This is a genomic window from Rhodococcus pyridinivorans (genome assembly GCF_900105195.1).
GTDB lineage: Bacteria > Actinomycetota > Actinomycetes > Mycobacteriales > Mycobacteriaceae > Rhodococcus > Rhodococcus pyridinivorans.
Genome location: NZ_FNRX01000001.1, coordinates 95,070 through 122,048 on the forward strand (window position 1 = coordinate 95,070; position 26,979 = coordinate 122,048).

Annotated in this window: 18 protein-coding genes; 9 read left to right on the forward strand and 9 right to left on the reverse strand. The window is 63.2% G+C overall.

The features are described from left to right. Nucleotides 1–2: 2 nt before the first annotated feature. Both BLV31_RS00475 and BLV31_RS00480 read left to right on the forward strand, forming a co-directional pair. Nucleotides 3–560 carry a DUF4913 domain-containing protein gene (locus BLV31_RS00475; protein WP_064061739.1) on the forward strand — a complete coding sequence of 186 codons (558 nt, stop codon included), beginning with the start codon at nucleotides 3–5 and terminating at the stop codon, nucleotides 558–560. Nucleotides 561–695: 135 nt separating this feature from the next. Continuing rightward, nucleotides 696–3,281 carry a DEAD/DEAH box helicase gene (locus tag BLV31_RS00480; RefSeq protein ID WP_254778491.1) on the forward strand — a complete coding sequence of 862 codons (2,586 nt, stop codon included), beginning with the start codon at nucleotides 696–698 and terminating at the stop codon, nucleotides 3,279–3,281. Between the two features lie 98 nt (nucleotides 3,282–3,379). Here the strand turns inward: BLV31_RS00480 and BLV31_RS00485 are convergent, their stop codons facing one another. From BLV31_RS00485 to mobF, 5 genes are all read right to left on the reverse strand, one after another. Next, nucleotides 3,380–6,502, reverse strand: coding sequence for a type I restriction endonuclease subunit R (locus BLV31_RS00485; RefSeq protein WP_064061742.1), 3,123 nt, complete (start codon nucleotides 6,500–6,502; stop codon nucleotides 3,380–3,382). Beyond that, nucleotides 6,502–7,734: a restriction endonuclease subunit S gene (locus BLV31_RS00490; protein ID WP_064061743.1), complete on the reverse strand. Its 1,233-nt coding sequence runs from the start codon at nucleotides 7,732–7,734 to the stop codon at nucleotides 6,502–6,504. Before BLV31_RS00490 ends, BLV31_RS00485 begins: the two co-directional genes overlap by 1 nt. Further along, nucleotides 7,731–9,476, reverse strand: coding sequence for a type I restriction-modification system subunit M (locus BLV31_RS00495; RefSeq protein ID WP_064061744.1), 1,746 nt, complete (start codon nucleotides 9,474–9,476; stop codon nucleotides 7,731–7,733). The genes BLV31_RS00490 and BLV31_RS00495 overlap by 4 nt, the downstream gene beginning before the upstream one ends. Nucleotides 9,477–9,660: 184 nt before the next feature. Further along, a complete protein-coding gene (locus BLV31_RS00500; protein ID WP_064061745.1) occupies nucleotides 9,661–10,815 on the reverse strand; it encodes a hypothetical protein in 1,155 nt (384 codons plus the stop codon). A gap of 49 nt (nucleotides 10,816–10,864) precedes the next feature. Further along, complete coding sequence (gene mobF / locus BLV31_RS00505; protein ID WP_064061746.1) at nucleotides 10,865–15,154, reverse strand: MobF family relaxase; 4,290 nt, start codon at nucleotides 15,152–15,154, stop codon at nucleotides 10,865–10,867. 372 nt (nucleotides 15,155–15,526) lie between these two features. Here mobF and BLV31_RS00510 point away from each other — a divergent pair, with 372 nt between their 5' ends. From BLV31_RS00510 to BLV31_RS00520, 3 genes are read left to right on the forward strand one after another with little or no spacing between them, the layout of a single operon-like run. Next, nucleotides 15,527–15,967, forward strand: coding sequence for a hypothetical protein (locus tag BLV31_RS00510; protein ID WP_248846305.1), 441 nt, complete (start codon nucleotides 15,527–15,529; stop codon nucleotides 15,965–15,967). A gap of 10 nt (nucleotides 15,968–15,977) precedes the next feature. Continuing rightward, on the forward strand, nucleotides 15,978–16,523 hold the full coding sequence (locus tag BLV31_RS00515) for an HNH endonuclease family protein (protein ID WP_064061748.1): 546 nt from the start codon (nucleotides 15,978–15,980) through the stop codon (nucleotides 16,521–16,523). Further along, nucleotides 16,524–17,180 carry a hypothetical protein gene (locus BLV31_RS00520; protein WP_064061749.1) on the forward strand — a complete coding sequence of 219 codons (657 nt, stop codon included), beginning with the start codon at nucleotides 16,524–16,526 and terminating at the stop codon, nucleotides 17,178–17,180. Nucleotides 17,181–17,317: 137 nt separating this feature from the next. On the opposite strand, the gene BLV31_RS00525 is transcribed toward BLV31_RS00520, so the two are convergent. Continuing rightward, entirely contained in the window at nucleotides 17,318–18,322 is a 1,005-nt protein-coding gene (locus BLV31_RS00525) for a DUF4192 domain-containing protein (protein ID WP_064061750.1), read from the reverse strand. Between the two features lie 877 nt (nucleotides 18,323–19,199). Then, entirely contained in the window at nucleotides 19,200–19,352 is a 153-nt protein-coding gene (locus BLV31_RS25280; RefSeq protein ID WP_081263510.1) for a recombinase family protein, read from the reverse strand. 282 nt (nucleotides 19,353–19,634) lie between these two features. On the opposite strand from BLV31_RS25280, the gene BLV31_RS00535 reads away from it, so the two are divergent. Both BLV31_RS00535 and BLV31_RS00540 read left to right on the forward strand, forming a co-directional pair. Further along, a complete protein-coding gene (locus BLV31_RS00535; RefSeq protein ID WP_064061751.1) occupies nucleotides 19,635–20,069 on the forward strand; it encodes a helix-turn-helix domain-containing protein in 435 nt (144 codons plus the stop codon). Between the two features lies 1 nt (nucleotide 20,070). Continuing rightward, nucleotides 20,071–20,622, forward strand: a complete 552-nt coding sequence (locus BLV31_RS00540) for a PIN domain-containing protein (RefSeq protein WP_064061752.1) — start codon at nucleotides 20,071–20,073, stop codon at nucleotides 20,620–20,622. 180 nt (nucleotides 20,623–20,802) lie between these two features. Here BLV31_RS00540 and BLV31_RS00545 read toward each other — a convergent pair whose 3' ends face one another. Together BLV31_RS00545 and BLV31_RS00550 are read right to left on the reverse strand one after the other, a co-directional pair. Continuing rightward, the gene (locus BLV31_RS00545; protein WP_081263507.1) at nucleotides 20,803–21,969 is read right to left on the reverse strand and encodes a helix-turn-helix domain-containing protein; all 1,167 of its coding nucleotides are present in this window, start codon (nucleotides 21,967–21,969) and stop codon (nucleotides 20,803–20,805) included. Beyond that, nucleotides 21,966–22,787, reverse strand: a complete 822-nt coding sequence (locus BLV31_RS00550; protein WP_064061753.1) for a hypothetical protein — start codon at nucleotides 22,785–22,787, stop codon at nucleotides 21,966–21,968. Before BLV31_RS00550 ends, BLV31_RS00545 begins: the two co-directional genes overlap by 4 nt. Before the next feature lie 171 nt (nucleotides 22,788–22,958). Here BLV31_RS00550 and BLV31_RS00555 point away from each other — a divergent pair, with 171 nt between their 5' ends. Next, on the forward strand, nucleotides 22,959–26,039 hold the full coding sequence (locus tag BLV31_RS00555; RefSeq protein WP_064061754.1) for an N-6 DNA methylase: 3,081 nt from the start codon (nucleotides 22,959–22,961) through the stop codon (nucleotides 26,037–26,039). A 44-nt stretch (nucleotides 26,040–26,083) separates the two neighbouring features. Then, nucleotides 26,084–26,926, forward strand: a complete 843-nt coding sequence (locus BLV31_RS00560) for a hypothetical protein (protein ID WP_064061755.1) — start codon at nucleotides 26,084–26,086, stop codon at nucleotides 26,924–26,926. Nucleotides 26,927–26,979: the final 53 nt, after the last annotated feature.

Consider the following 26,979-nt stretch of genomic DNA (forward strand, 5'->3'; position numbering starts at 1 on the left):
ACATGGTCGAGGTCAACATCGCGGCGTCCGACGAGTGGGACACCAGCAACGAAGCACCCGATAGCGATGACTACGACGGCGAGTTCGAGTCGGAGAGTGACTACGACAGCGAGCTTCAGCCGGACCAACACGAACACGAGACAGACGATGCCGCCGATAAGTACGAAGACGAGGCGGACGCGGCTCCCACCAAGGAACCGAAGTTCGCCAACGTCATCGAATGGGTCAACGGATTCTTCCTGCCGGTGATCCGACGCCGGATCAGCGACAACGACGGCGGCCTGTCCTGGGACCCGCGATGGTGGGCATACCCGGAGGTCGTCGCCCGCCTGACCGCCCTGCATCAGGCATGGGAGGAAGCACGAGCTTCGGACTCGATGTCCGCGATGTCGGTGTGGTGGATCCAACACCTCGAACCACACCTACGCGTCATCCTCGACGGCGACACCGGCCCGATGGCCAACGCCAAATCAGACCGCAGCTTCACGGGCTGGCCGGCCATGCCCGCCGACCCGGCTCCACCCAACGTCCTTAACAAGATCCTTAACCTGCACCGGTAGGGCCCGTTGCGGAAGTGCCTGGAACTAGAGATTGTTTTGGCATAGGCATTTTCCTCGAAAGAGCCTCGTCGCCTTGCTGCCTCACGTCATACGTTCGACTTCCACTTGCCCGTACAGTTGTACTTCTTGAAGCGAGTGGAAGGTTATGCAGAGTTGACGGCACCTGACGAAGCACTAGATTTCGACGAGCGACTCGCTGCATTCGAATCGACGCGGTTTACCGAGCTACGCCCTGGTCAGCGTCAGGTGCTTGCAGCCTACGCAGCAGATCACCGGGATACGCCAGACCTAGCTATTGAGATGCCAACTGGCGAAGGCAAGACTCTAGTCGCCCTGATGATCGCCGACTACGCACTCGATCGAGGTTACTCCGCGGCTTACTTAACGGGCACTCGTCAGCTTGCGGAACGGGTCGCAACCGAAGCCGAGGCATTAGGACTCGATGTAGTCCGCTTCGCAGGCAAAGACTACGGCGGAGCGAAGCTCGACGATTATCACCAAGCCCAAGTCGTCGGCGTCATGAACTACTGGGTGTACTTCAATGCAAGTCCTGTTCCAAAGCCTGCGGATCTTGTCATCCTTGATGACGCCCACCTGGCGGAACAGCCCGTGAGCAGCATCCAAACACTTCGCATTCCTGACAAGGCAGGTGATGCCCGCAATCTTTACCGCATGATCTGCGGTTTGGTGATCGCTCATACCGACTCCTACCCAGGTCTACGTGCTATGCAGGACGGAACCGCGCTACCCGGTACCCCACCCGAGCTGCTGTCTTTCAAGGATTGGAAGACACTGGAGGATCGAACGAGGGCCGCCATCGAGTCATCCCCGTTCATCGAGAAGAAGGAGGTCAAGTACGTTTGGCCAATAATTCGGGATCGACTCTCGCGATGTGGCGTACTGATCGGACCTTCCGGCATTGAAATCCGTCCGTACCACCCACCAACAACGTTGAACAAGTGGTACTCGCAGGCGAAGCAACGGATTTATCTGTCGGCGACTCTCGGAACTATGGACGACTTACAACGACGTGTGGGTGGACGACCGATCACTCGTCTGTCCACCGTTGAGCCTCTGCAGAGCGGTGCAACTGGTGATCGGATCTTCTTGTTAAACCCGAGCTCGGAGGATGCACTCGCTCCGCAGGTCTTCGCCTGGGCGTTGGAACAGTCGAAGAAAGCCGGCGGACGAGCAGCATGGTTGTGTTCCAGCCATCCGGAAGCCGAGACCTTAGAAGAGAAGCTGGTCGAGGAAGGGATGAGCGTTTACCGCCTCAAGCCGGGTGATGACACGCAGTTCGATTCGTGGACTCGGGCCGCTGACGGGCACCTCGTTACAGCCGGCCGTTACGACGGACTCGACTTCGCAGGGGACCTGTGCAAGCTGGTCATCATCCCGACTGTGCCTCAAGCGAGCAGTGAATTCGAGCGGTTCGTTGTCGCCTACCTCGGTGATGCAAGTTTCATGCGACATCGGGTGGGTCAACGTGTCACCCAGGCTCTCGGACGAGCAAACCGAGAACCTACGGACCGATCGATGTACTTAGGCTTAGATCCCTTATTTGCACAGATCCTCGCTGATCCAACAGTCCGGCAATCGATCCCCGACGGAGCTTCCCCGATCGTGCGAGAAGCGCTGCAAATTTACGAGACTGGTTGGGCCGGTACGCAAGAGGCGTGCAACGAATTTTGGTCCCAGACCGTAACAACTGGGCCGATGATTCCACCATCGGGGCCGTCGCGTAGACGAAGGCCAGGCCGAAACGCCGGAGGAAGCAGCACCGTATCGAGTGCCGATCATGAGGTCACCGCTGTAGCCGACCTGTGGCTCAGCGACTACAAAGAGGCAGCTAAAAAGGCCCGCGAGGCCTCAGCCATGTTGGCTGAGGCTGGCGAAGCGGAGCATGCCGCCTTTTGGCGATACGTTGAGGCTCACGCGCACTTCGTTGGCGAGGACTACGTCGCTACGCGTGCAGCATTAGAAGACGCAACCCGAGATGGTCCGCGCACGACCTGGTTCCTGCGCCTAAGGCGTACTATCGCCGATCTCGAAGGTCAGAGCGGCCCGGCCGACGATAGCGATCGGCTCTTCTTAGTTTGGGATGAATGGCGACGTGAAGCAGGACCACGTCTGCAAAAAACGCTTTCGCAAGGTCGTGTTTCTCTTGCAGGGACTCACAACCAACAGTGTGAAGGGTTGCGTGTCTTGGCGCGGTTGGCAGGTGCCACAGGCGAATTGCCTCCCAAGAACGAACAGAGCGCCACCGACTGTCGTTGGACATGGTCTACGACGAAAAAATCGGAGCGACGAGTCTGGGAAGTGAAGACCGTACCGAACGGTACCCCTTCACCCCTGAGTCGAGGCGACGTCAATCAACTACTTGGGCAGATTCAGGTCGACACGACGCGGTCACCGAACGCTCGTGTCTTGGGGTGTCTGTTGACCCCCTCTACCGAGGTGACGCCTGATGCCCAGGAAGCAGCACGCGACAAGATTGCACTGATAAATCACGATGCTGTACTCAGGCTGTACGACCTTCTGGCTGACCGAATTATCCAGTACGACTCTCTCTGTGAAGATGACAGTGCGGATGCTCGGGGTACTGCTCGTACCGCGGTGGAAGCTCGCCTACCCGACGCCCGATGGCTGGGCTCATTTCTTAGCCCCTCGCACGGAAAGCTCCTGACAATGAATGATGTTTCCTCGCTGTTCCCTGCTTAACGAAGCACACGTTGCGGATATCAGCGACTAGGGAGCGGCGAGGCCACCTCGTTGTCGGCGTTGAGCCCGGTTCGATCGCGGCGGCGATCCTTGGCTGGCTACTGATCGATCGCCGCCTCGTAGAAGGCATCCGCAAGGGCCATGATGACAGCATTTATGGCGGGTCCGTCGCTGAAGAAATAGTCGGCCATGGTGTTGTGGGCTTCCTGGTTGTCGACGACTGCTTCGGTGACCGCGGCTTGGAAGTCCTGCGATTCCATGAACTGCTTTTTCGAGTTCACTTTGGTCTGGTTGACCAGGTCCGGATAGTCGAGCAGCCGCTGCACCAGTCCATGCACGAACTCCCGTATCTGTGACTGGGTGAAGACTTCGGCACCGAACAGGTCGTTCATCTTGTCGATGACGACCTGGAGCGCAACGTACTTCGGCTCTTTCCGGGTTCCAGTGCCGGCAGCACTGATGCCCTTGAGCTGACCGTCGCCGGTGAGGGAGATATCGATTACGTCCGCCTTGGTGTGCTTGACCCCAACCAGAACCACGTCGGAAAGATCGACCTCCGCGGCCCAGGAGGACTCTGCGATGACCTTGTCGAGCAGCCGCAGGAAAATCGACAGCATCTCCATGTACGGGTCGCCGTAGTCGACGATCTGGCTCATAAAGTCGTAGAGCCGGACGTAGGTGGCGACGTCCTTGCGGAACAGGTCGAGGGTGTTGAGGGTGACTTTGTCGTCGGCCTCAAGCGCCGCCGCGTAACGGCGAGCAAATTCGTGCTTGGGACTGCTCATCGCAGACGACAGAGCGTTGTTGCCCTTGCGGGTAACCCACAGTTCGGCGACCTCGCGTACTTGCTCCGGGGCGTAGATTCCGGCCTGATCGAGCTTCGTGGCGAGGTGGACAACGACGTACGGGTCGGTCTCAGTCTCCAGAGTCGCATTGGTGAAGTACGGCTCGAACGAAGCCCGGATGTCCTCGGGCTTGTTCACGAAGTCGATGACGAACGTCTTGCGCTTCTGCTCCCCACTCGCGGTGCGATGGGTGCGGTTGAGCCGAGAGAGCGTTTGCACGGCGGTGACCCCGGAGAGCTTCTTGTCGACGTACATCGCCGACAGCAGGGGCTGGTCGAAACCGGTCTGGAACTTGTTGGCAACCAGCATGATCTTGTACGTCTCGCCCTTGAATGCTGCGGCCAGATCCGAGCCGGCCCCGGGATTCAGGTTGGCTTCGGTGAACTCGTCGTCCTTGCTTGGCTGCGGTCCCCAGTCCGAAGCCCACTGTTCGTCCTCGTCCATCGTCACCGAGCCGGAGAAGGCGACCAGGGTGCGGTAGTTGTACGAGGCGTCCACAGCGGCCCGTTTGGCGATGTAGGCGTCGATCGCCTTCTTGTACTTCACCGCGGCCTTGCGCGAGTCGGTCACGACCATCGCCTTCGCCTTGCCTTCGAGCAGGTGGGCGACATTGGTATGGAAGTGCTCGACGATAATCTGCACCTTCTGGCTGATGTTGGTGGGGTGCAGCTTCACCCACCGCATCAGTCCCTTACGTGCTGCGGATTCTTCCACGTCGCCACCGTCGCCGCTCTCGGCCTTGCCGGCGATCTTCAGCGCGGTGTCATAGGTCTGATAACCCTTGAGCACATCGAGGATGTAGCCCTCCTCGATCGCTTGGCGCATCGAGTAGAGGTGGAACTCGACTCGCTTCCCGTCAGGACCTTTACGGCCGAACAGCTCAAGGGTCTTGTTCTTCGGTGTGGCCGTGAACGCAAAGAAGGAAACGTTCTCTGACTCGGCCCGCTCGGTCATCTCCGAGGCGAGAATCGTCTCGACATCGATCTCACCGCCCTCTTCAATCTCCTTGACCTCCTCCGCAGTCAGGACGGCTTTGAGCTTGGAGGACATCTGGCCGGACTGGGAAGAGTGCGCTTCGTCTGCGATGACAGCGAATCGTCGTCCCTTGAGCGACGATTCCTCCCGGATCTCGTGGAGGGCGTGGGGGAAGGTCTGCACCGTCACCGCGATGATCAGCTCCCCGTTCTTGAGCGCGGTCGCCAGCAGCCCGGATTTCGATTTCGCCCCGGCCTTACGGACGTCCTCCGGGCTGATCGTGGCCACGATCTTCCCTGACCCGTCGATCTGCCGGATCGCCTCCTGGAGCTGCCCGTCGAGCACGGTGCGGTCGACGACCACGATCACCGAGTCGAACACTTTCTCGTCGTCGATATGCAGACGAGCGAGGCGGTGAGCTGTCCAGGCGATGGTGTTGGTTTTCCCCGATCCGGCGGAGTGTTCGATCAGGTAACGCTGTCCCACGCCTTCTTCGCGCACCGCAGCGACGATGTTTGTCACGGCCTCCCATTGGTGGAAGCGGGGGAAGAGCATGCTCGTTCGCCGTACCGACGTCCCGGTCGCGACGTCCCACTCCTGCTTGGTTTCGACGATCATCAGCCGGCCGATGATGGTGAGCCAGGCGTGTTTTTCCCAGACCCGTTCCCACAGGTACGCGGTCGCCGATCGTCCGCCCTCTGCGGGAGGGTTTCCCGCGCCACCCTTGTATCCCATGTTGAACGGCAAGAAGTGTGTCTTTTCGCCTTCGAGGCGAGTGGTCATCGCGGCCAGGTCGTTGGATACAGCAAAGTGCACCAGCGCTCGGTGTCCGAACGACAGCAGCGGCTCGGGCCGGCCGTTGGTCAGCGGATGACGGTCCTTGCGGTACTGGTTGATCGCCTCGTCAAGGGACTGGGTGAAGTCGGTCTTGAGCTCAACGGTGGCGACCGGGATGCCATTGACGAAGAAGACCAGGTCGATACAGCGCTGATCGGCGGTGGAAAAATGTACCTGCCGCATCACCCGTACCCGCATGGCCGCGTATTGAGCGTTGGTGGTCGCGTTCAGGCTGGTCTCGGGGCGGAACTGTGCCATCTTCAACCGGCCACCGCCGATGTACTGCACCCCGTTGCGGAGGATGTTCAACGTCCCACCACCATGTTCGAGTGGCTTGTCCAGCGCCGCGGTCAGCACGTCGAGGAACTTCGCCTTCGAACCCGCAGCCTTCAACGCCTTCTCATAGGCCGCCTGCTGGGTCTCCTGCAGCCAGGCGAATAGATCCTCTGGGAAGAGCGCCCGTTCCCGGTCGTAGCCGGTGTCGTTTGCTGAATAGAGCCATCCATGGTCAGCCAGGTACGCGCAGATCTCGGACTCGAAGACGACCTCGTTGTGATCGGCCATCACGCCGTCGCTCGCACGTCAATCTGTCCCGTCACGGCGGCGGTAATCAGCGCCGCCCGGCGCTCACTAGCGAGCTCGATCAATCGCTCCGTCTCGGCCACAAGCTGATCAATCCTTGCTGTCTCTCTCTTCAAGTACGCCATTAGCCGGCGCTGTTCCTCCACAGAAGGTAGGTGCATCGGGAGATTCACGATGTCGGACTGGCTGATGTTGACCATGGATTGGCTCGCACCGGTGGCCATCAATTCGATCAGATCGCGCCATCTACGACTTCCAAGCACTGCCGCTACGAACTGCGAATCGGCTCGGCGCTTATCGATTGTGAAGGCGTAGAGCTTGTCACACAGCATGAGGCGCGGGAACTCTCCATCAACCACCGCTGCACTGCCAACAAGTTCTCGGGTATTGGCGCGCGACACAAGGAGATCACCTTGAGCCACAACGATCTCCGGGCGTGGTATTTCGTCCTCCGGCAGCTCCTTGTTCTCCATCGGACGAAAGCGACCACCGTTCGCCGCTCCAGCCTTGAGGACGGCCCAAGTCTCAACACCATCGGCCGGCCAAGAGCAACATTGCGGACTCCACCCCTGTCTGATTGACCTGATCAGGTGCTTTAGTCGCATCCCCGAGGTATCGACAGTCGCAACAGCCTCCTCAACTACCGCCCGTCGACGTTCGTGGAGCATCTCGATCAGACGCTGCTGCTCTTTGATGAGCGTGTCGATCCGGGCGATCTCACCGTCTAAGTAGTCGGTGATCGCGCGCTGTTCGTTCAGCGAAGGAATGGCGAATGGCATGTCTGCGATCATCGACCTGCGGACTGAGTCCACCGTCGACTTGGCGCTCCCATCCAAGGCCATCAGATGAAACAGGTTGCTGAAGGCGTAGTAGAAGAACTCCGGGGTCACTCGTCGAAAGTTGTCGAGTACATACACGCGCTGGTGCGCCATGAATCGACCAGCGACGAGGTGGAACACCTTGGCGACTCCTGCCCCATCGCCCGCAGTGAGCACCGCAATGGTGTCGAACTCCCACTTGTCTGACAGAAGCGGAGCGTCAGACCGGACGTAGAAAGGAAACGCACCTTCAGGATCCGCATCAACAGTGTCGCCACTCCCTGTTCGGATGCGGACAAGGTGACGCGCTCTGACAACTTCCCAATGCTCCGGAACGCGGGCGAACGTTTGGCGCCTCTCATCCCTGTAGGACGGATACGGCCCAAGGACGCTCACTGCTCGACCTCCCTGAGAAGGTCGAGGATCTTGGCGACTTGCTTCTCCAGGTCGGCATCGATCTGAGCAAGGGGGCGGGGTGGAACGTACTTGTAAAAGTGGCGGGTGAAGGGGATCTCGTAGCCGGTTTTGACCTTGCCCCACTCGATCCAGGCATCGGGGACGTGCGGCTTCACCTCGGCGTCGAAGTATGCCTGGATCACCTCGGTTTTGGCTGTGGCGCCAGCGGTCGAGCCACCGTAGGTGAACGGGACATTCTCGGTGTCGCGCTTCTTCGCATCCGGTTTGGGCTTGCCCTTCCGATCGACGATCGGCTTCTCGTCCTCGTCGACGAGGGGACGCTCGACGGTGACGGTCCAGTAACCGAACTCGTCGGTGCGCAGCACCTTGGAGTAGTGCGGGTCGGCGTCGGTGAAGTCGGCGTACAACTTCACAATCTGGTCGCGGTCGGCGTTGCTGATCTCGCGATTCTTTGACCCGAGGCTCTTGCGCATCTTGGTCCAGAACGAAGTGCCGTCGATGAGCTGGACCAGGTCCTTGCGGTCGGGGTGTTTGGTGTTGTCGAGGATCCAGATATACGTGGCGATCCCGGTGTTGAAGAACATGTTGGTCGGCAGGGCGACGATTGCTTCGACCAGGTCGTTCTCCAGCAGCCATTTGCGGATGTTTGAGGGGCCGGACTCCGCCGCGCCGGTGAAGAGCGGCGAGCCGTTCATGACGATGCCGACACGGCCGCCGCCGTCCTCGGGTGCTCGCATCTTGTGAGCCAGGTGGAGCAGGAAGAGCATCTGCCCGTCCGAGGTCGCCGGCAGACCGGGGGCGAACCGGCCGTAAGGACCCGCTTCGTCGCGCTCTTTCGTGACCGTCTTGGCGTATTGCTTCCAGTCCACACCGTACGGCGGGTTGGACATGCAGAAGTCGAAGTGACGATCCGTGAACGCGTCGTCGGTAAGCGTATTGCCGAAGGCGATGTTGGTCGCGTCGTGCCCCTTGGCCAACAGGTCGGACTTGCAGATCGCGTACGACTGCGGGTTGTACTCCTGGCCGTACAGGCTCAGCTTCGCGTCGGGGTTCTGTGCGAGTAGATGCTCCTCGGCCAAGGCGAGCATGCCGCCGGTGCCCGCGGTGGGGTCGTACAGCGTACGGACGATCCCGGCCTCGGTCAGATCGACGTCTTTCTCGGCGAACAGCAGATCCACCAGCAGCCGGATCGCGTCCCGCGGGGTGTAGTGGTCACCGGAGGTCTCGTTCGCGGCCTCGTTGAACCTGCGGATGATGTACTCGAACGCATCGCCCATGTCGGCGTTAGAAACTACGTCCGGATGCAGATCGATGGCCTTGAACGAAGTGATGATCTCGCGCAGCAGCTCTGCCTTCTCCAGAGCGAGGATCTCCTTCTTGAAGTCGAAGTACTCGAACACGTCGACATCGGGTGAGAACCTGTCGATGTAGTCGGCCAGGTTGTCCGCCAACCCGTCGGCGTCCTGGAGGAGATTGGCGAAGGAGTAGTTCGAGGTGTTGTAGAACGGCCGTCCGGTAGCCTTCTTGACCTCGACCTTGAGACGGTTCGGGTTGTCGTACTTCGCCGCCAGCTCGCGCACTGTGTCCCGGTCGGGTTCGAGGATGCAGTCGAGCCGGCGCAGGATTGTGAGCGGGAGGATCACGTTGCCGTACTGGTTGGGGCGGTAAGGACCCCGAAGTTGGTCGGCGATCGACCAGATGAAGCTACCGAGGGTGCTCACAAGGCTCCTTTACAAGGCTTACTCAACTATTGACCCGGACGTCCCGTACGAACACGTACGCGCCATCCGACCGGGTGACACACCGGTTGCCGCCGCTGCATCGCAAGAACATCATTGCGCATCGCAACGACGCCCTCGCTTACCGCCAAGTCAACAGGACGAATGGGCGCAGACGGAGGAGGGGTTAGTACCCGACGGTTGCCTCCTGGCGGCTTTCGAGTCCCAGGTCGGGTTCGAACACTGTCTCGTTGGTGTGGTCGGGTTGGCGTTCGATGTTGAGCATCTCGGTCACCGAGCGAGGATGGCCGCTCATCGCAGCACCGAGGGCGGACAACAGTTCTTGACTGAGCTGATTCACATCGACGGGCGAGAGCGCCGGGGCCACCTCATCGTCTCCGTTGACGGGACCGATCGCTGAGGTGATTCCTCGACTGGCCGACTCGAGAACGGACCCGATCTTGCTCACGTCGGACCACGTCTTCTGGGCAGGCTGGGTTACCTGTTCCAGCTGGTCGGAGACGTCCGCGTCCGACTCTGCCTCGACCGCTGTCTCTGCCCGAACTTCCCGCCCGATCTCGTCGGCGGTATCGCCGACGTCAGGGGACTTGGCGAGGTCGATCCCGGTATCCGCCCCAACTTCCTCGGTCTGGGCTCCAGGGGACTGCTCTTTGATGCTGGACGCCACGTCATTGGAGGGAGTGGGTGTCTCGTCGGCGGTGAGGTGTTTGCGAGACAGGTCGGCGAGCTTGTCGAACGGGGGCAGGCTCTTGACCGCGACGTAGCTCAGTGCCAAGGCACCGGCGGCGTCGAAGGCACGCTTGTCGGTCTCGTGGTCGGAGGCGAGGCGTTCGGTGATGCGCCGGTCGATCTCCTCGGGAGGCAGCTGCGCCTCGACGTAGCGGGTTTGTTCCTGTCGGTACTGCTGGGCACGCACCGCGTCGAGGCGGGCAGCGTTGTTTTGGGCGAGCTTCTCCCACTTGCGGGCAGCGGTGGAGTTCTCGCCGCCGAAGTGTCGAGCTGTCGCGGCGGCGGCGAGGATCTGCACGGTGGTCTGGGTGGCCGGGGAGCCGTGGAAGGCGCCGAGGATGGTCTGCATCGGCTGGGGCCGTGGTGCGTGCCGGCCCTGGCTGCGTTCGGTGTCGACTTTGCGGATGAACGCCGCTACGTCGACCACATCCTGTCGTGCCTGTGCCGGTGCGGGCCGTGGTGCTTGTGCCGTTGTGGGTTGGCGCGGTGTTCCATGGCGGCCAGCACGGGCGTCGATGTACGCGGCCGGATCCTCCGTGGCCATCTGGGGGCGGGTCCGGCGGAATCGGCGGGTGCGGTCGGTGTCAGCCATCGGCAGGTGTCCTCGCTTGTCGTCATCTCGCGGTACTCGTAGGTCGGTCTCACATCTGCGCCTCGGGGCCGGAATCTCGCTGTATCGGGTCCAGCTCGGGGTGCGGGTTCGCCGACGGCTGCGATACCTGCTCGGGTTCGCTGCGCCGACGGGCGTCAGACGGGGTTCCTTCGCGGTCGCGTCGGGTGATCTCGGCGTCGATCTGGCCGAGGATGTTCTCTTCGGTGCGCAGGCCGTCGCCCAGTCGGGTGATGCGGTCGCGGACCCGGCCGATCGCCTGGTCGTCGAGGACGCGGGCGCGGTCGTAGCGCGAGGCCGCGGCCCGGTTGAACTGTGCGGAGCGTTCGATGATCGGCCAGTCCCGCTCCAGGGGTGCGGCGTGTTCGGCCGCCGCCACCGCCGAGGTTGCTGCCGTGATCTGCTCTGCGGTGGCGGCCGGATCGGTGCGCAGCCGGTCGAGAGCAGCGCGGGAGGCTCGGACCGCCTGGATCTGCTGGTCTTGTCGCTCGACCTGGGCGATACGTTCGTCGACGGCGGTGATCGCGGAGTCGGTGCCGCTGACGCGGTCAAGCTCCTCCTGCGCCAAAGCCAGCAGCATCCGGTCCTCGGAGAGCCGTTGCAGGCTCGCCTGGCGGGCAGCGCGTAGTTCAGTGTCGCTGTAGCGGGCATACGGTGCGGCCGGCGTCACCGAACCCCGGCGCTGGGACGGTGGAGTGGTCAGCCGGGCAATCGCTGCTCCGGCCTTCTCGCGACGGGTCCCCTGTAGGTAGGCCAGTGGGTCGTGTTGGTCGTCGGGTGCATCGGCGACGACGCGGGAGATGGCGATGTCGCGCACGGTGGTGTTCCACAGCTTGATTCGCCGTGGATCGTCGCTGGGGGTGCCGACGGCGGCGAGCCACGGGAGGTTCTGTTCGATCGCGGTCGTGAGGTAGGAGTCGATGAAGGCGTGCATCTGCTGCTGGTGGGCGCGGGCATAGGTGGTGAGGATCGGGTCCATCTGGGCCGCCGCGTCCGTCAGGGCCGGCACCTTGTAGTGCGCCAGATCGTCGCGGCGGGTGCGCGGCAATGCCGGTCCGTCGGTGGGGGAGATGCGGTCCTTGAGCGCTGCGGCCAGGACACGACCGGGAGCGTTCGCGCCGTCGTCGAGGCGGCCGGCGCGGCCGTGCTCACGCATCACCTCGACGGCGTCGCACAGCAGGCTTTCGGTGTCCCAGCCGAAGGTTTCGGCCTGGGCGACGGACTTGACGATGGCTTCCCAGCCCCCGAGGTCGTGCACCCAGCCGAACTGCCGTTCGGTGAGGATTCGGCCGAGGAGCTGCTCGGTGTAGTCCTCGTACAGCGTGGACACGGCTAGTTCGTAGACCTCGGTGACCTGTGACCACGAGGCGGCCTTGCGCTGGGCCTGTTCGATCATTTGGTGGGCGGTGCGCTGTGAACCATCGCGTTCGAGGATCTTCGCCAGCAATCCGATCGCACCGGGGTGCTCGTCCTGGGCATGTTCGAAGTCCCAGTCGGGGAGCTCGTCGTGGGCGGCGTAGACGATGTTGGCGAGTTTGCCGCGAGTCAGTGCGACGTACAGCGATTGCCGATCCATGTTCGCTGCGGCGAGCACGTGGCAGTGGCCGACGGTCATGCCCTGGGAGCGGTGCACGGTCGTCGCGTACCCGAGTTGCACGTTCTCGGTGATGTAGTCGGCGGCGACGGTGACTTCACCTGAGCTGATGTTGTTGCGCAGGCGCAGCGATCCGTCGGTGCCGATCTCGGCCACGGTCCACAGATCGCCGTTCTTCACTCGACCAGATTTGTTGCCCTCGGAGTCCTTCACGACGTACTTGGAGTTGTTCTTGCGGGTGACCACCACGTCTCCGACGGCGGCTTCGAGACCGTCGGCGAGGACGACACCGGGGCCGGTGACGGTGCCGCCTGCGCGGTAGTAGGCGGCGGCCTTCTCGTTGAGTTCGCGCACCAGATCGTTGGTCGGGGCGACCATCAACGTGACATGGCCGGCCTCGACGTCGGCGACATAGGCGTCGAACACCATGTCCGCCAGCTCGTGGGCCATGCCTTCGCGGATGCGGTCATTGCGTTTGTACCAGTCGAGGGCGTCGACGTTGCCGCTGCGCAGCAGCAGGCTCGCGTCGGCTTCGCCGTCGGTGGCGAACCGGTGCACCTTCTCAAGGAACGGGGCGCCGGTCAGATCGGCGAGATCGCGCAACACGCCCCCGGCTTCGACGGAGGCGAGCTGCTGCGGATCACCCAGCAGGCGCACCACCGCACCGGCGTCGACCGCGATGCGTGTCAGGTCTGCCAGATCCCGGGCCGAGGCCATGCCCGCCTCGTCCACGAGCAGCAAGCTGCCCTTCTCGATGCCGGTCGCGATACCGGCACGGTGGCGGGTGAGCACGTCGGCGATGGTGCGGCCCTGCACCGAAATCTCTTCTCCGAGCACTTCGGCGGAACGGGCGGACGGGCCCAGGGCGACGACTGGTCCGTGCGTGGCCTCCCATGCGCGGGCGATCACCGTCGCGGCGGTGGTCTTGCCGGCGCCGGCCGCTCCGACTGCGACCGCGACGCGTTTCTTCGCGGTGAGGAAGTGTTCGATCATGGCGATCTGGTCGCCGCCGAGGCTGTGGCCGGCTTTCTTCTCGGCGCGGCGGATCTGGCGTCGGATCACGAAGTCGGAGACGGTGCGCTCATCACCGGTCTCGGCTTGTCGGCGCACGAAGTCCTCGGCGTCGAGGACTGATTGTGCGGTGTACCGCATCTCGGCGCGGTCCACGAGATGACTACGTACCAGGCCGCGTTCGATGCGTTCGGTGATGCGCTCCGGTCCGCGATGCTCCTCCGTGAAGGTCGGCAGGCAGTAGTCCCGCAGGGCGAGTTCGAGGGCGTTGTCGTACATCGCCCGTAGCTCGTCGTCGTGGGCGAAACTGAACTCGCGTAGCTGCCGATCGAGTTCCGCGGACAGGGAGAACACCGTCCAGGTGCCCACCTTGCGCGAGAGCGTATCGACCGTCTTCTCCACCACGGCGGGGACCTGATCCGGGGACAGATCGGGGCGGCGATCGCGCTCGTCCTGCACAGCATCGACCAGTTCGCCGGGATCGCCGCCAGCGAGGATCGCCTCGGCCCGCTCGCGCCATTCGGCCCGCAACTCGGACAGCGAACGCGGTGGATTCTTGGCGTTGCGGGTGTCGAGGGTGGCCTGTTGCGCGTGGGCGTACTGCACCTTCTTCGGCGGGTTCTTGCCGTACTTGGCCTTGTACTCACGCGCTAGTTCTTCTTGGCGGGCCTCGATCGCGGAGCGGCGCGAGAACTCTTCGATGAGCGTCAGCGGGATGCCATCGACCTCGTGGACCGGCAGCTTGCCGACCGGTGTATCGGGCCTCGGGACGAAGGTGACACCGAGCTGCCGGGCGACCAGATCGGCGACCCGGGTGTTGTACTTCTCTGACCCGGCGACGTTCGCCTTGTAGAGGATTGTGCCGTCGATGGTGGTCCACTTGCTCTCGGCGAAGACCCGGTTGAGCACGGCGCAGTGGGTGTGCAGGTTCGGGTCCGCGGCGCGGTTGTCGTAGTGATCGAACCGGGCCACCAGCAAACCCTCGGTCTTGATCTTGCGGGCACCGCCGGCGCCGCGGCGGGTGTAGATCACCTCGTTTTCGATCCACTCCAGCGTCTCGGACACCGCCTGCGCGTGTGCCTGCTCGACCGCTGCCTTGATCCGTTGGTCTCCGAGGCCCCACAACAGGGAGATGGACTTGGCAGGAGTGAATACCAGGTCATAGCCGGCTACCGAGGTGCGAGTCTTGCCGTACTGCTCGGTGATGAACTGCCAGATGTCGTCGTCGCTGAGCAGGGCGGCGCGCTCACCGTTGACGCGATGAAGGTGCTTACGGGCGGTGGAGAACTGGATGTCCCTCTTGGTCTGAGTGTCGGGGTAGTCGCCGTGTTGCGCCTTGTAGGCACTGCACAATTCCTCAACGTCGTTGACGTATTCCTGACTCTTCTGGAACCACGAGAATGCACGACCCAGAGCAGTCCGCCGCGACCACTCCAACCGCTCCCCGAGCGGGGCGTCCGCGTTCGGCCGCGTGTCGAATGCATCAGGCGTGCGGGCGGCACCGAACACCGACCGCATCGCCGATTCGGTGACTTCGGTGCCGATCTCGACGCCGACCTTCTCAGCCAACTTGCCGCACCAGATGCCGGGTGGGGTTCCCTTCGCGAGGTAGTACTCGACCGCATCAGGCTTGCGGGACTCGGTGGCGTCGCCCTTGGCAACATGCTTGGTCAGATAGACATAGCCGTCCCCAGCATTGAGCTTGTGGACGGTCATCACGGCGCCGATTATGCCATGTCGCACCTTTAGTGCATGAGGTGTGTAAAGACTTTTCTGGCGAACGGAGTTCGGTGCAGGGTCGGACAGGACCTCGATGGTCCTGTCCGAGCAGCGGAGCTGCGTGTGTTAGGCGCGTGAGCGCCACGGTTTGTCGGTGTGGTGATCGGATCCGGACGTCGATGGAGCGTCCTCGATTCCGGTCGTCGGCCTCCCCGCGGTCGGCGCGAGCCGCTACACTTCCGGCCTATGGCCTCGACTTCCCAATCGGCGTCTCGCCGCTCACTTCGTCCGCACACGACACCGAACGTTCGGGAAAACGCCCGCCGTCAACGGGAGCGACTGCTCGCTCGTCAGGCAGAGCTCGAAACGTTGGCCGGCCCCATCCACGAAGCGACGGACAAGCTGTCCAAGCTCGAAGCAACGGTCGCCTCGCGGGCACAGGCTCCACTGAAAAAGATCGAGCGACTCGAGCAGACCCGCGATCGTCGCATCAAGAAGATCCAAGAGCAGTACGCGGCCAAGATCGCCGAAATCCAGCGGGCGATGGAAGCCGGCACGGAGACGTTGACTCCGCAGGAGCGCGAGCAGGAATCATCGCTGCTGCGCGAGTACGCGGAAGCAATCGTGACGTTCAGCCGCAGCGCCTCGGCCTCAGAGCTGGCACCGCTGCTCGGCGTGAGCACCCGCGAAGCGAAGACGCTCATCATGCAAGCCAAGGCAGATCTCGGTGTCGCCGGTGCCGCCGAGTCGGCTGCACCGTCGTCCGACGACAAGCAGGACGACCAGCAGACGGTGCCTGCGGCGTCGTGATGCTGCGGTCATGAGTGACGATGTGGAGCCCGCGCTCGACATCGGGTTCCCGGATCTCGACGTCGAGATCGTCACTGAGGAGTCGGAGGAGCGGCCGCGGGTCCGGGTCGTGGACAACTCGCTGCGACCGTCGAAGACGAACATCGCGGCGTTCTGGTCGAAGGTCGTCAAGTCCCCGACGTGTTGGTACTGGGTCGGCGCGATCAGTGCGCCCGATGGGTACGGGCGGTTCAACTTCCAGCGCGAGAACCGGCAACGCACGATGCTTGCGCATCGTTTCTCGGTGGAGCTGGTGCACGGGCCTCTGACACCGGATGTGGTGTGCGAGCACAAGTGCAACGAGCCACTGTGCGTGCGCGTCGGGACGGGACACCTCGTGGAGTCCACACACAGCGAGAACGTGCGCTACGCGATCGCTCTCGGCCGGCTATCCGGTCACTCACTCCTCGACGGACAGGGACGCTCACGCTATGAGCGGTACGCCGCCGTTGACGTCTCCGCTCGTCGTGTCAGCGCAGTCGGTTACGGTTCGCCCGACCCGCGAAAGGATCGATAGATGACCACACCGCCGCTGCTGACCTTGCACACCGAGCACTTCGATCGCCTGACCCCGCATCCCGGTATTTCGACTGGACACTGGCTGGTGCAGGACGCTATTGAAGCTGAGGTCATCACCTGGGACCACGCCGTCTGGGGCGAGCTGATCTTCACCGTGGGGATAGAGGACTACGAGTTCGTTGTCGGTTACAGCGTCACCGGCGAGGTGTATCTCTCGTGGGCCGCGAAAGTGGACATCCCCCATCCGGGGAATCCGTCACTGGATCCCCTCGAGGACAACGACCGCTACCCGCCGTTGCCCGATCCGTTGCAGCAGCCGGCCGAGTTCCTGCGTCTGGTCGTCGATGAACTCAACGCGCTGCATGAGGCCAGCACTCGCATGGTCGCGGTGTGGCCGGGCAACACCGGCGTCCCGGTGCTGCCCCACCACCACACACCGAGGCCCGGATTCCTGGGTCGGGTGCGGGGTAGCCGAGAGATAACCATGGTGGAACGGTCACACATCGAAAAGCAGTTGTACGACGCGATCAAGCACGGCATCCGCCCGAACGAGAGCGAGCTCGAAGCGATCGTGGGCGGCGAGAGTGTTCCCCGGTCGCCGTCGCCGGCGGTCGATTTCGTGTTCCCCGACGATGCGGAGCGCGACGAGTTCTGACGGCGTGCGCGTGGTTATGCTGTGCTCGGTAGGACGTGCGCAAGCGTCGGTCAGGCTCGATGCCTGATCGACGCTCCTGCGCAACGGACGAGGCCCCCGGAACTACCGATTCCGGGGGCCTCGCCCGTGTTGTGGTGTCAGATCCAGTCGCCACTGGGCGCGGGAAGCTCGACACGGAACTTCTCACGGGCGATACCGACCCCGGTGCCTGCGAGCTTGCGAATCAACGTCGGGTGCAGCCCCGCGGTGAGTGCTTCCTCGAGCAGTCCGAGCATCCGGGTGTCGCACAGCGGATGCTGGCTCACTTCCTCTCGCGCGGCGGTGAACGCGCTTCCGGCGGCCGGTCCCTGGAAGTTCACGTAGGCGAAGAACCCGGCGACGGTCAACGCGGCCACACGCTCACGGGTGCGCAGCTTGCTGGCAATCGCTTCCATCGTTTCGGAGGCAACGTTCGGGTCGATCACCGCCAGTCCCAAGATGGCGTCACGGGCGTGGATGTCGGTGGTGAGCAGCAACCCGACTCGTGCGGCGAGCGCGGCATCGGGGTCGGTGCGGGTGCTCACCAGCTCGGCCAGCTCGCGGATGATGCTGCTCGCGAACTCCTCTCCCATCGTCTTTTTCGCGGCGCGGGCGCGTTGACGATCGGTGACGGTCACCGAGTCCTTGCGGCGGTAGCGGGCGGTGAGCTCGGAGCGGTCGCGGGCGATGGTGCGGCCGTTGAGGACGGTCGCGGCGCCCACCTCGGTGGTGGCGGGGTCGGGGACCGTGCCGGTCTCGAACAGCCCGCGCATGTCGGTCCAGGTCTCGCCGCCGCGGATGCTCGGGGTGTAGAAGCTGCCCCACACATCGGCTCCGGCACCGAGCAGCATCGCGATCACGCGCTCGGATTCGTCGAGCACCTGATGGAAGGTGCGGTTGTCGGCGATCACGATGACGTACACACCCTCGGTGTCATTGGAGCGGCTGATCGCGGCGGTGACGAGCAGATGGTCCATCTCGCCGAAGTCCATCCGGGCGATGTGGGACAACCGGTTGCCCGCGAGGAAGACCAGCACGACCGACTGCGACGGCACGAAGCCCAGCATGGCCGGGATGGCAGCGATCATCTCGCCGGTGTTGTCAATCTTGATGGGCTCGGTCATGAGCCGCCTCCTCAGTGTCGGGGCGGACCTGCTCGGCCCGCCTGTTCTTGGTGCCCTTCTGGCAAGGAGATGACGACCTGCACAGGGCCGCGGGAGTGCAACCCCCGGACGGAAAAATCTTTCGAGGAGCGAAGCGGGGGAAAGAATTTTCCGGGCCACCAGGCCGCGCAGCGCCGGGGGTTGTGCGAAGCGGACCGCAGGTCAAAATCGGATGGTCAGAAGGGCACCTTTTCGGTGTTGTTGTGCAGGGCGGCGCGTCAGCGACGCTCGTTCCGGTGGACACCGAAGGTGGCCCGTGTCCGGCATCGAGGTGCCGGACACGGGCCACGGGATGGGGAGTGATGGGGGTGTACAGAGATGCTGATCGGTCGTGCGGGATTCGGTACCTGTCTGGTCTTGGCGGTGCTCGACGCACTGTTGGCGGCGTGGTTTCTTGCGGCCGGCTCACCCGGCCCAGGTCTCGGTTCGCGGCGATCGCATCACTGTTCGTCCTGGCCGCGGCTCTGCGGCGTCCACGAGCGGCACGCACGTCCTCGTTCGCGGACTCGGATCGGCCGGCCTCTGAATCCGGTGCTGCCGCGCCACCGCTGCGCGCTGGCTTGCCCTCGAATGGCGGCCGGGGCCGGGGATGGGATCGGAGCCCGCTCGGTGGCCCATGGAGGCAGCGCGGCGGAGGTGGGCCAACAACACCGAAGTCCACCCGTCGTGATCATGGTCGGTGGTGTCCGGCGGGTGCGCTACAGTCCTGTCCAGCGAGTCCGGGGGCCGCTACTGCCCAACACTCGGTCCGAGGATCCCTCGCGGGGCCTCGGCCCGAACTCGGTAACCTGGGGGATCACCGGGTTCGAGCAGTCGCGGCCCCTTCGACGCCGTGACTCTAGCTGCGGACGGCGTAGGTGTGAGCGTCGGCGACGGTGTAGCCCTTGTCGGTGTAGATCCGGTCGTCGCGGGCTCCGAAGCGTTTGAGGGCCGTGCGTTGGGCTCGCAGATCTTGGCCCGCGGTGCTGCATCGGGCATATCCGATCAGGATTCCAACCCTGAGGCGACCACCGCACTGTTTGGGTCAGCGATACGAGATCCAAATGCAGGACGGTTAAACAGGACGGTCCAGCGACTCGATTCGGCAGGATGTGATCGAGTGCCAGGCCGTTTCGAGTGTGTTGTTTGGGGATCGTCAAACAGCACACCCCAAAGGCGAACCCGAACACAGCGGGCCGGGCAGATTTCCACCACGGCGGACTTGCGGAACGAACACCGCCCACTTTTGCGTTTGTTTCGTTTGCTGCGTATATTTCACTTAGAGGAGGTGGGTATGTCCGCGATCGAACATCCCAGTGCCGTGGAGCAGGAACAGGCACGACAGGCGTTGAACGCTCTCCGGGACGTGACACCGAGTACCGACACGTTCGACGTCACCGTCGCCGGGACGTCGGAGTCCGTGCACCTGCCGAGTTCCGCCCTGGAGTTGATCAAAGACGTACTGGCGAACATGGCAGCCGGCCAGGGCGTGACCGTGGTCCCTGCGCATGCCGAGCTCACCACCCAGCAGGCCGCCGAGCTGCTCAACGTCTCGCGCCCACACGTGATCAAACTCCTCGACCAAGGCCTCATCCAGTATCGGCTGGTGGGCCGGCATCGCCGGATCCTGGCATCCTCATTGCTCGAGTACCGACGCATCCAGCAGGGCGATGCGCGGCGGGCCGCCGACGACCTCGCCGCCCTGTCCGAAGACCTCGGACTATACTGACGTGACCTTCACCGTCCTCTACGACGCGAACGTGCTGTACCCGAACGTGCTTCGCGACGTCCTGATTCGCTTGGCGCAGACCGGGCTGGTGCACGCCCGGTGGACCGACCGGATTCTCGACGAGACATTCCGCAATCTCGCCGCCGACCGACCGGACATCCCCGCCGACACCCTGGCCAAGCTGCGGGAGCTGATGAACCGAGCGGTCCCGGACTGCCTGGTCACCGGATACGAGGCACTCATCCCGGCGCTGACGCTGCCTGACGAGGATGACCGGCACGTGCTCGCCGCGGCGATCCGCTGCTCAGCGCAGGTGATCGTCACCGCGAACCTACGCGACTTTCCCGATAGCGCACTTGCCCAGTTCGGCATCGAGGCCCTGCACCCGGACGAGTTCGTCATGGACCTGTTCACGCTCGACGGTGCGCGGGTGCACCAGGCGATCAGCGCTACTGCCGCAGCGTGGCGCAACCCGCCCGGCACGCCGGCCGACGTCTGCGACCGCCTCGCCGCAGCGGGCCTACCGATTTCCGCGGCCGCGTTGCGCCGTTGAGAATCTACGCCCACGACCGGGTGGTTCCGAAAGTTATTCTCGTACCGATGTTTTAATACATCGTTCCGGAATCAACTTGTGAGATGCTGCGAGCTGGGTCGACGCGATCCCGCCCACACTCCCGGTAACCGTCTCACTGCCAAGGAAATGAGACGGCTGGCTGGTCAGCGGGCCGTAGTCCTAGACCAGTGTCAATTCTGGACGTGTGTCGCCCTGTCCGAGCAGAAGTCGCAGCCTGGGCAGGGTGATCCGTAGTTCGGTAGCGAGTTTCTTGTGGGACAGGCCGCTCTTCTCGGCCATCTCGAAGGCAGACCGGAGCAATGCCGGAACCTCGCCGGGATATCCCTGGACTGATTCGTGCACGAACAATCCGGATGATCGGAGCGTAGTGAGGCGCTGGTGAGATCGGCGATACGACGCTTCCGAGACGGTACCGACCTCCCTACACCGACGGAGAAGAGAGTCGACCGACACGCCCCATTGAACGCTCAGCTCTCCGAGCTTCTTGAAGTCCAAGCGAGGCGGAAGTATCGGCGTGATCTCCTCGCTGGGAGTGAGGAACTCGGCGGCGAACATGTCAGCCTCTCGTTCCTGCTGTGTGTCCCCAGGCTGGCAGTCGCCGTGCAACAGAAGATGCCCCAGCTCGTGGGCGGCACTGAACCGATGCCGGTAGACATCGTCGGCACGGTTGGGTGTCAGCACAACGATGGGTCGTGGGAGTTTCGACGTGGAGAAGGCATCGATGTTCTTGGTCTCGGGCCCGGCGAACGGCACCAGCGTGACAACGATCCCGTGTTGTTCCATCGTGCGAACCATGCGGCCGATGCGGCCAGTGCCCAGTCCCCAATGGTGGCGTAGGGCTTGAGCCGCTACAACCGGATCGTTCGGAAAGTCGGTCTGTTGTACCTCGCCAGCGGTAAAGCCGGGAAGATCTACCGCCGGGAACCGGACTCGCTTTTCAAGAGCGTGGGTCAGCTCCCAGATCTGTTCAGTGAATGCGATCGCCTTATCTCGTTGACTCGCCGGGGTACGTCGCAAGCTGCGGAAGTGGGCGTCCGCAGCATCGAGGCGAGCATACGGGCGACCCGCCGCGAGAAAGGTCACCGGGATGTCGAGGGCTTGAGCGAGTGCGTCGATGTTGTCTGGCCGTGGTTTTGCTGTACCGGACTCCCACTGGCCGACTGCTACAGCAGAGACTCCGATCTGGTCCGCGATTGCCTTCTTGGTCAACCCCGATAGACGGCGGGCCTGAGTCAGCCTCGCTGAATCGAATGCACCGCCCAGCTCCTCACCGGCCAGATCGGTATCCGGTAGAAGATGTAGCTGCCCGGACTCGTACTTACTCAACTGTCCTCACTACCGGTGTCCTGCTCGCCAGCGTTCGGATGTTCCTCCGAGGACACCTCTTCTAGCGGCGCACGCATGGACAGACCGAACCCGTTCTCCTGATCGGTGTCCGAGTCGAAACGGTCGACAGCAATGGGATCGGCGTCGACGATCTTCAGCGTCGGGACAGCGGCGACGGCATCGACATTCTTGATTGAGTGTGGACCGCGAGTCCATTCCAGCTTTCCCGTACTTGCGTCGACCAGTTCAGCGTCACCCCAGCCGAAATCGAATAGACCGTCGGGGGAGGCCGATACCCAGAGCACCACCGTGCGGCCTTTGACCCGAGACATCTCGGCGCGGAACTGCTCCTCATCCAGTCGCTGCTGCTCGAGTTCCTCATCGGTCATGATCGCGTGGTCAATGGTCATCTGAGGGTCAGGCGCACTCGGAGTGAACGTCAGAAGATGCTTCTGGAGAAGCGAGGTCTTTCGAAGCCGGGCGTGATCCACCGCGGTCCTACCATCGCCGGGTACACGCCACCAGTACAAGACAACGCCGGTCTGCTGGATGACCGGAAGGTCGAACCGGGCGCGCTGACCCTCCGGCTTACTGGCCCTGATGCCGGGAACGTCCTTGAGTTCTCGGAGCAAGCCACGATTCAGGGCCACGCGCAGGGTATCGGAGTAGGCGTCCCGGTCAGCCCAACCCTGCTCGACATGCACACGCTGGGCGGCATCCTGCGCTTCGTGAACCACCTTGATTAGCGCATTTCGAATGAAGGGCGCCGTGTCCCCGAAACGCTCTATCTCGTAGTCCAACAGCTCGGTATGTCCCAAGACTCAGTCCTAAGGGTTCAGTTTGTCGGCCAAGTTCTTGGCTATGCGCTTCAGTTTATCACAGGTATCGATCAAAATTGGAGGAGTTCCAACCGGTTCTGATTCGAGAGAGGAGGCCGGCCGAGTGGGTCGAGATGAGTGGGTGCCGGCACCCACGACTACATTTCGGTAATGACTTCCAACCTTGAAGCGATCGTCAGGCGTCTCGCCTCCCGGAAGCCGGTGCGTCCGGAGGCGACCACTCAGGGCGACATCTATATGCTGCTCACCACCGCGGCGCTCGGGCTGGACACCGACGACGTCGTGACGATGGAGTCGCAGCTTGCTGACGGTACCCGGCGCCGGATCGATATCGAGGCGGGTCATGTCGTCATCGAGGTGAAGAAGGACCTGCGCGCCGGCGACTTGGCGGATGCGGAGAAGCAGCTCGCCGGCTACGTCGCGCAGCGAACCAAGGAACTCGGCGGTCGCTATGTCGGCATCCTCACCGACGGCACCAGCTGGCGGCTCTACCACCTGGCCCACGGCCAGCTGTCTTGTGTCTCCGAGGTCGAGCTGAGTCCGCGGGACCCGGATCAGGATGGACTGCTGGTGTGGCTCGAGTCGGTGATGGCGACGCGTGAGAAGATCCGCCCCGTCCCGGCCGAGATCGAACAGCGGCTCGGCTCCGATTCACCCGCTCACCTGCTCGACTACGCGACCCTCGAGGCGCTCTACCACGACAATCGCGATCATCCCGAGGTCAAGCTCAAGCGGGAGTTGTGGGCCAAGCTGCTGCGTACGGCTTTCGGCACCGGGTTCGTCGATGACGAGGCCCTGTTCATCAACCACACCCTGCTGGTGGTGACAGCGGAGCTGGTCGCACACGCGGCGATCGGTTGGGATGTATCCCCTCATGGACCCTTGACCCCCGCCCAGTTGACCTCGGGGTCGGAGTTCGCCAATGCCCAGATCCACGGCGTCGTCGAGGCCGACTTCTTCGACTGGGTCGTGGAGATCGCCGGCGGCGAGCAGTTTGTCACCGAACTCGGGCGCCGGATTGCGCGGTTCGACTGGTCCAAGGTCGAGCACGACGTCCTCAAGGTCCTTTACGAATCGGTCATCCCCACTACGGAACGGGAACGGCTCGGCGAGTACTACACCCCGGACTGGCTCGCCGACCGCGTCATCGACGACCGCATCACCGACCCACTCTCGACTCGTGTCGCCGACCCCAGCTGCGGCAGTGGAACCTTCGTGTTCCACGCCGTTCGCCGCTACCTCGATGCGGCAGAGGCGGCCGGAACCCCGACCGGGAAGGCCGTTCTCGACGTCACCCGCCACGTCGTTGGCATGGACGTGCACCCTGTTGCGGTCACCCTCGCGCGCGTGACCTACGTTCTCGCCATCGGGATCGGCCGCATCAACTCCGAGGACCGGGGGCCCCTGACGATCCCGATCTACCTGGGCGACTCTGTGCAGTGGGAACAGAACCGGGACCTCTTCGGGGGAGTGGACAGGGTCACCATTGCCACCGCTGGCAACGAACTCGTTGAGGGTGGCGGCGTCTTGTTCGGCGACGACCTCGTGTTCCCCCGTAGCATCCTCGGCGACGCAAACCGGTTCGACCAGCTCGTTTCCGCGATGGCCGACAACGCGCTCGACCTCAGTGGGAAGAAGGACCGCACGCTGATCGACCCGGTTCTGCGCCGGTTCGCCGTCACCGATGACGAAGCGGCGATCCTGCGGACCACGTTCTCGACGATGCGCGCCCTCCACCAATCGGGTCGCAACCACATCTGGGGCTACTACGTCCGCAACCTGATACGCCCGTTGTGGCTGTCCGAGCCCGGGAACCGCGTCGACATCCTCGTTGGAAACCCGCCGTGGCTGCGCTATTCGAAGATGTCCGAGCCGATGCAGACTCGGTACAAGGCGCTCGCCAAGCCGCGGAACTTGCTCAACAACGGCCTCGGAGCATCCGCTCGGGACCTGTCCACCCTGTTCGTCGTGCGGGCCGTGGAACTGTACCTGCGCGAGGGCGGCCAGTTCGCTTTCGTCATGCCGCACGGGACCATCACCCGCAAACCTCATTCCGGATTCCGCAGCGGTAAGTGGGCCACCGGGACCGGCGATCATCTCACCGTCGCGTTCGAGACCAGTTGGGACCTCGTCGAAGCCACGACCGGATTCCCGATGGTCTCGTGTGTCGTCCGCGGCCACCGCGCCGCAGAAGCCACCGCAGTACCGGTCCAGACGGTGAAATGGTCCGGCCGACTGTCCCGCGCCGACCTTCCCTGGAGTGAAGCATCGCAACGGATCACGACGGCACTGGGAACGGTGGCCGCACTCGGCGACGGCGACGGACCAGCTTCCTCGCCGTATAAGTCGCGATTCCGGCAGGGCGCAGTCCTGGCCCCGAGGATGACCCTGTTCGTGACCGAAGCGGACGCCGGCCCACTCGGAGCGGGTGCCGGACGAGTTGCTGTGACGTCGTTTCGTACGTCGCAGGAAAAGGAACCGTGGAAATCGCAGCCGTCCCTGTCCGGGAGGGTAGAACGGCAATTCGTGCGACCGGTGTACCTCGGTGAAGCTGTGTTGCCCTACCGATGCCTCACCCCCCGGCAGGCGGTCCTTCCCCTCAAGGACGCCTCCATCCTGGAAGCGCAGGAAATCCCCGAGCACCCCGGTCTTATGGGGTGGTGGGACCAGGCGGAATCCACCTGGAACGCGAACAAGTCGGCATCCGACAATTCGCAGCTGCTCGACCGCATCGACTTCCACGGCCAGCTGTCCGTGCAACTCCCGACGGCAGCACTGAGGGTGGTATACACGAAGTCCGGTAACACCCTCGCCGCTGCCCTGGTGCGGGACGACGCCGCGGTTATCGACCACGTCCTGTACTGGGCGCCGGTGAGCTCGACCGGCGAGGGCCACTACCTGTGCGCGATCCTCAACTCCGTGACACTACTCGAAAGAGTCAAACCACTACAGGCCCTTGGCCTGTTCGGGGCCCGGCACTTCGACAAGAACGTCTTCGCCGTCCCCTTCCCGAGATACGACGCGAACGAGGACCTTCACGTGCGTCTAGCCGAACTCGGAGGACTTGCAGAGGAGGCCGCAGGAGACGCCGACATCGCCGGAGCCCGCACCTTCCAGGCCGCCCGCAAGAAGGTTGGCGTAGCACTGGCGTCGGCAGGCATCGCCCAAAAGGTCGAGGACGCCGTCGCCGAACTGGTGCCGCTAGAAGCGGTCCTTCCGGTAGAAGGCTGACTGGAACTTGCAACGCCCCACTGGCCGGAAATAGGACCGCGGAGATGGCGGACACTGACCCGGAATACAGGCACGCTAAGTGCTACGCGAACACTCGAGGAGGTTGCTCGACGTCGATATCGGGCGAACACTACATCTCTCACGCCCTGATCCGTCTCTACACCTTCGACGACCCCGACGTTCGTATCAAGCCGACACCGAACTACCGGATCCCCGTCGAGATCCAGCCCAAGAAGTTCGTCGCCAACGTGCTGTGCACGACACACAACAACGGACTCAGCGATGCCGACCGGGCAGCGCTCGCCTTCGCGACCTTCCTGCGCGACATTGCGCTGCGATACCTGAACGGTGCTGGCGAGTGGGGCGATCCCGAAGTGGTCGAGATCTCGGGCGACGACTTCCAGAGGTGGGTGCTCAAACTGCTCATCACGCACGCCGCCGCGGACGTCTACACCGAGAAGGACGGCGAGCGAGTCAAGACGATCGTTCCCGACGAAGCGATCGACTTGCTGCTCGATCGCGCCGGATGGCCTCACACATGGGGACTCGGAGTAACCGGCGACCTGTCGAACGCACACCTGTCGTACGACCCGTTCACCCGGATCGAGACCGCCACAAGCGATTGGTGGTCGGCCACACCGCTGATCAAGCACGATCCGCGACTGCTCTTCGGCGGAATCGTCGACCTCGCCGGCGTCAGCTTCACACTGTGCCTGTTCAACCAGTCGGAAGCGCGCCTTCAGACCGACGAGATCAACCCGCTGCGCCGGGTGGTGCAACGCCCGAGTTCACTGTCATGGGAACTGAACGGTGTACCGAAGACCGTGAGGTTCCGGTGGTCGGACCCTTGGGAGCACGTCCCGATCACCTTCACCATGCAGCGATAGTTCCCATGCAGTGCACGGGTTGACATAAAGAGCCGCTATCGGCGGTTCTCGTA

Excerpts from the sequence above, each read along its gene's own strand:
- BLV31_RS00520 (WP_064061749.1), top strand. The coding sequence starts at position 16,524 with ATGACCACACCGCCGCTGCTGACCTTGCACACCGAGCACTTCGATCGC.
- BLV31_RS00485 (WP_064061742.1), bottom strand. The coding sequence starts at position 6,502 with ATGGCCGATCACAACGAGGTCGTCTTCGAGTCCGAGATCTGCGCGTAC.
- BLV31_RS00475 (WP_064061739.1), top strand. The coding sequence starts at position 3 with ATGGTCGAGGTCAACATCGCGGCGTCCGACGAGTGGGACACCAGCAAC.
- BLV31_RS00500 (WP_064061745.1), bottom strand. The coding sequence starts at position 10,815 with ATGGCTGACACCGACCGCACCCGCCGATTCCGCCGGACCCGCCCCCAG.
- BLV31_RS00555 (WP_064061754.1), top strand. The coding sequence starts at position 22,959 with ATGACTTCCAACCTTGAAGCGATCGTCAGGCGTCTCGCCTCCCGGAAG.
- BLV31_RS00535 (WP_064061751.1), top strand. The coding sequence starts at position 19,635 with ATGTCCGCGATCGAACATCCCAGTGCCGTGGAGCAGGAACAGGCACGA.
- mobF (WP_064061746.1), bottom strand. The coding sequence starts at position 15,154 with ATGACCGTCCACAAGCTCAATGCTGGGGACGGCTATGTCTATCTGACC.
- BLV31_RS00560 (WP_064061755.1), top strand. The coding sequence starts at position 26,084 with ATGGCGGACACTGACCCGGAATACAGGCACGCTAAGTGCTACGCGAAC.
- BLV31_RS00515 (WP_064061748.1), top strand. The coding sequence starts at position 15,978 with ATGAGTGACGATGTGGAGCCCGCGCTCGACATCGGGTTCCCGGATCTC.
- BLV31_RS00525 (WP_064061750.1), bottom strand. The coding sequence starts at position 18,322 with ATGACCGAGCCCATCAAGATTGACAACACCGGCGAGATGATCGCTGCC.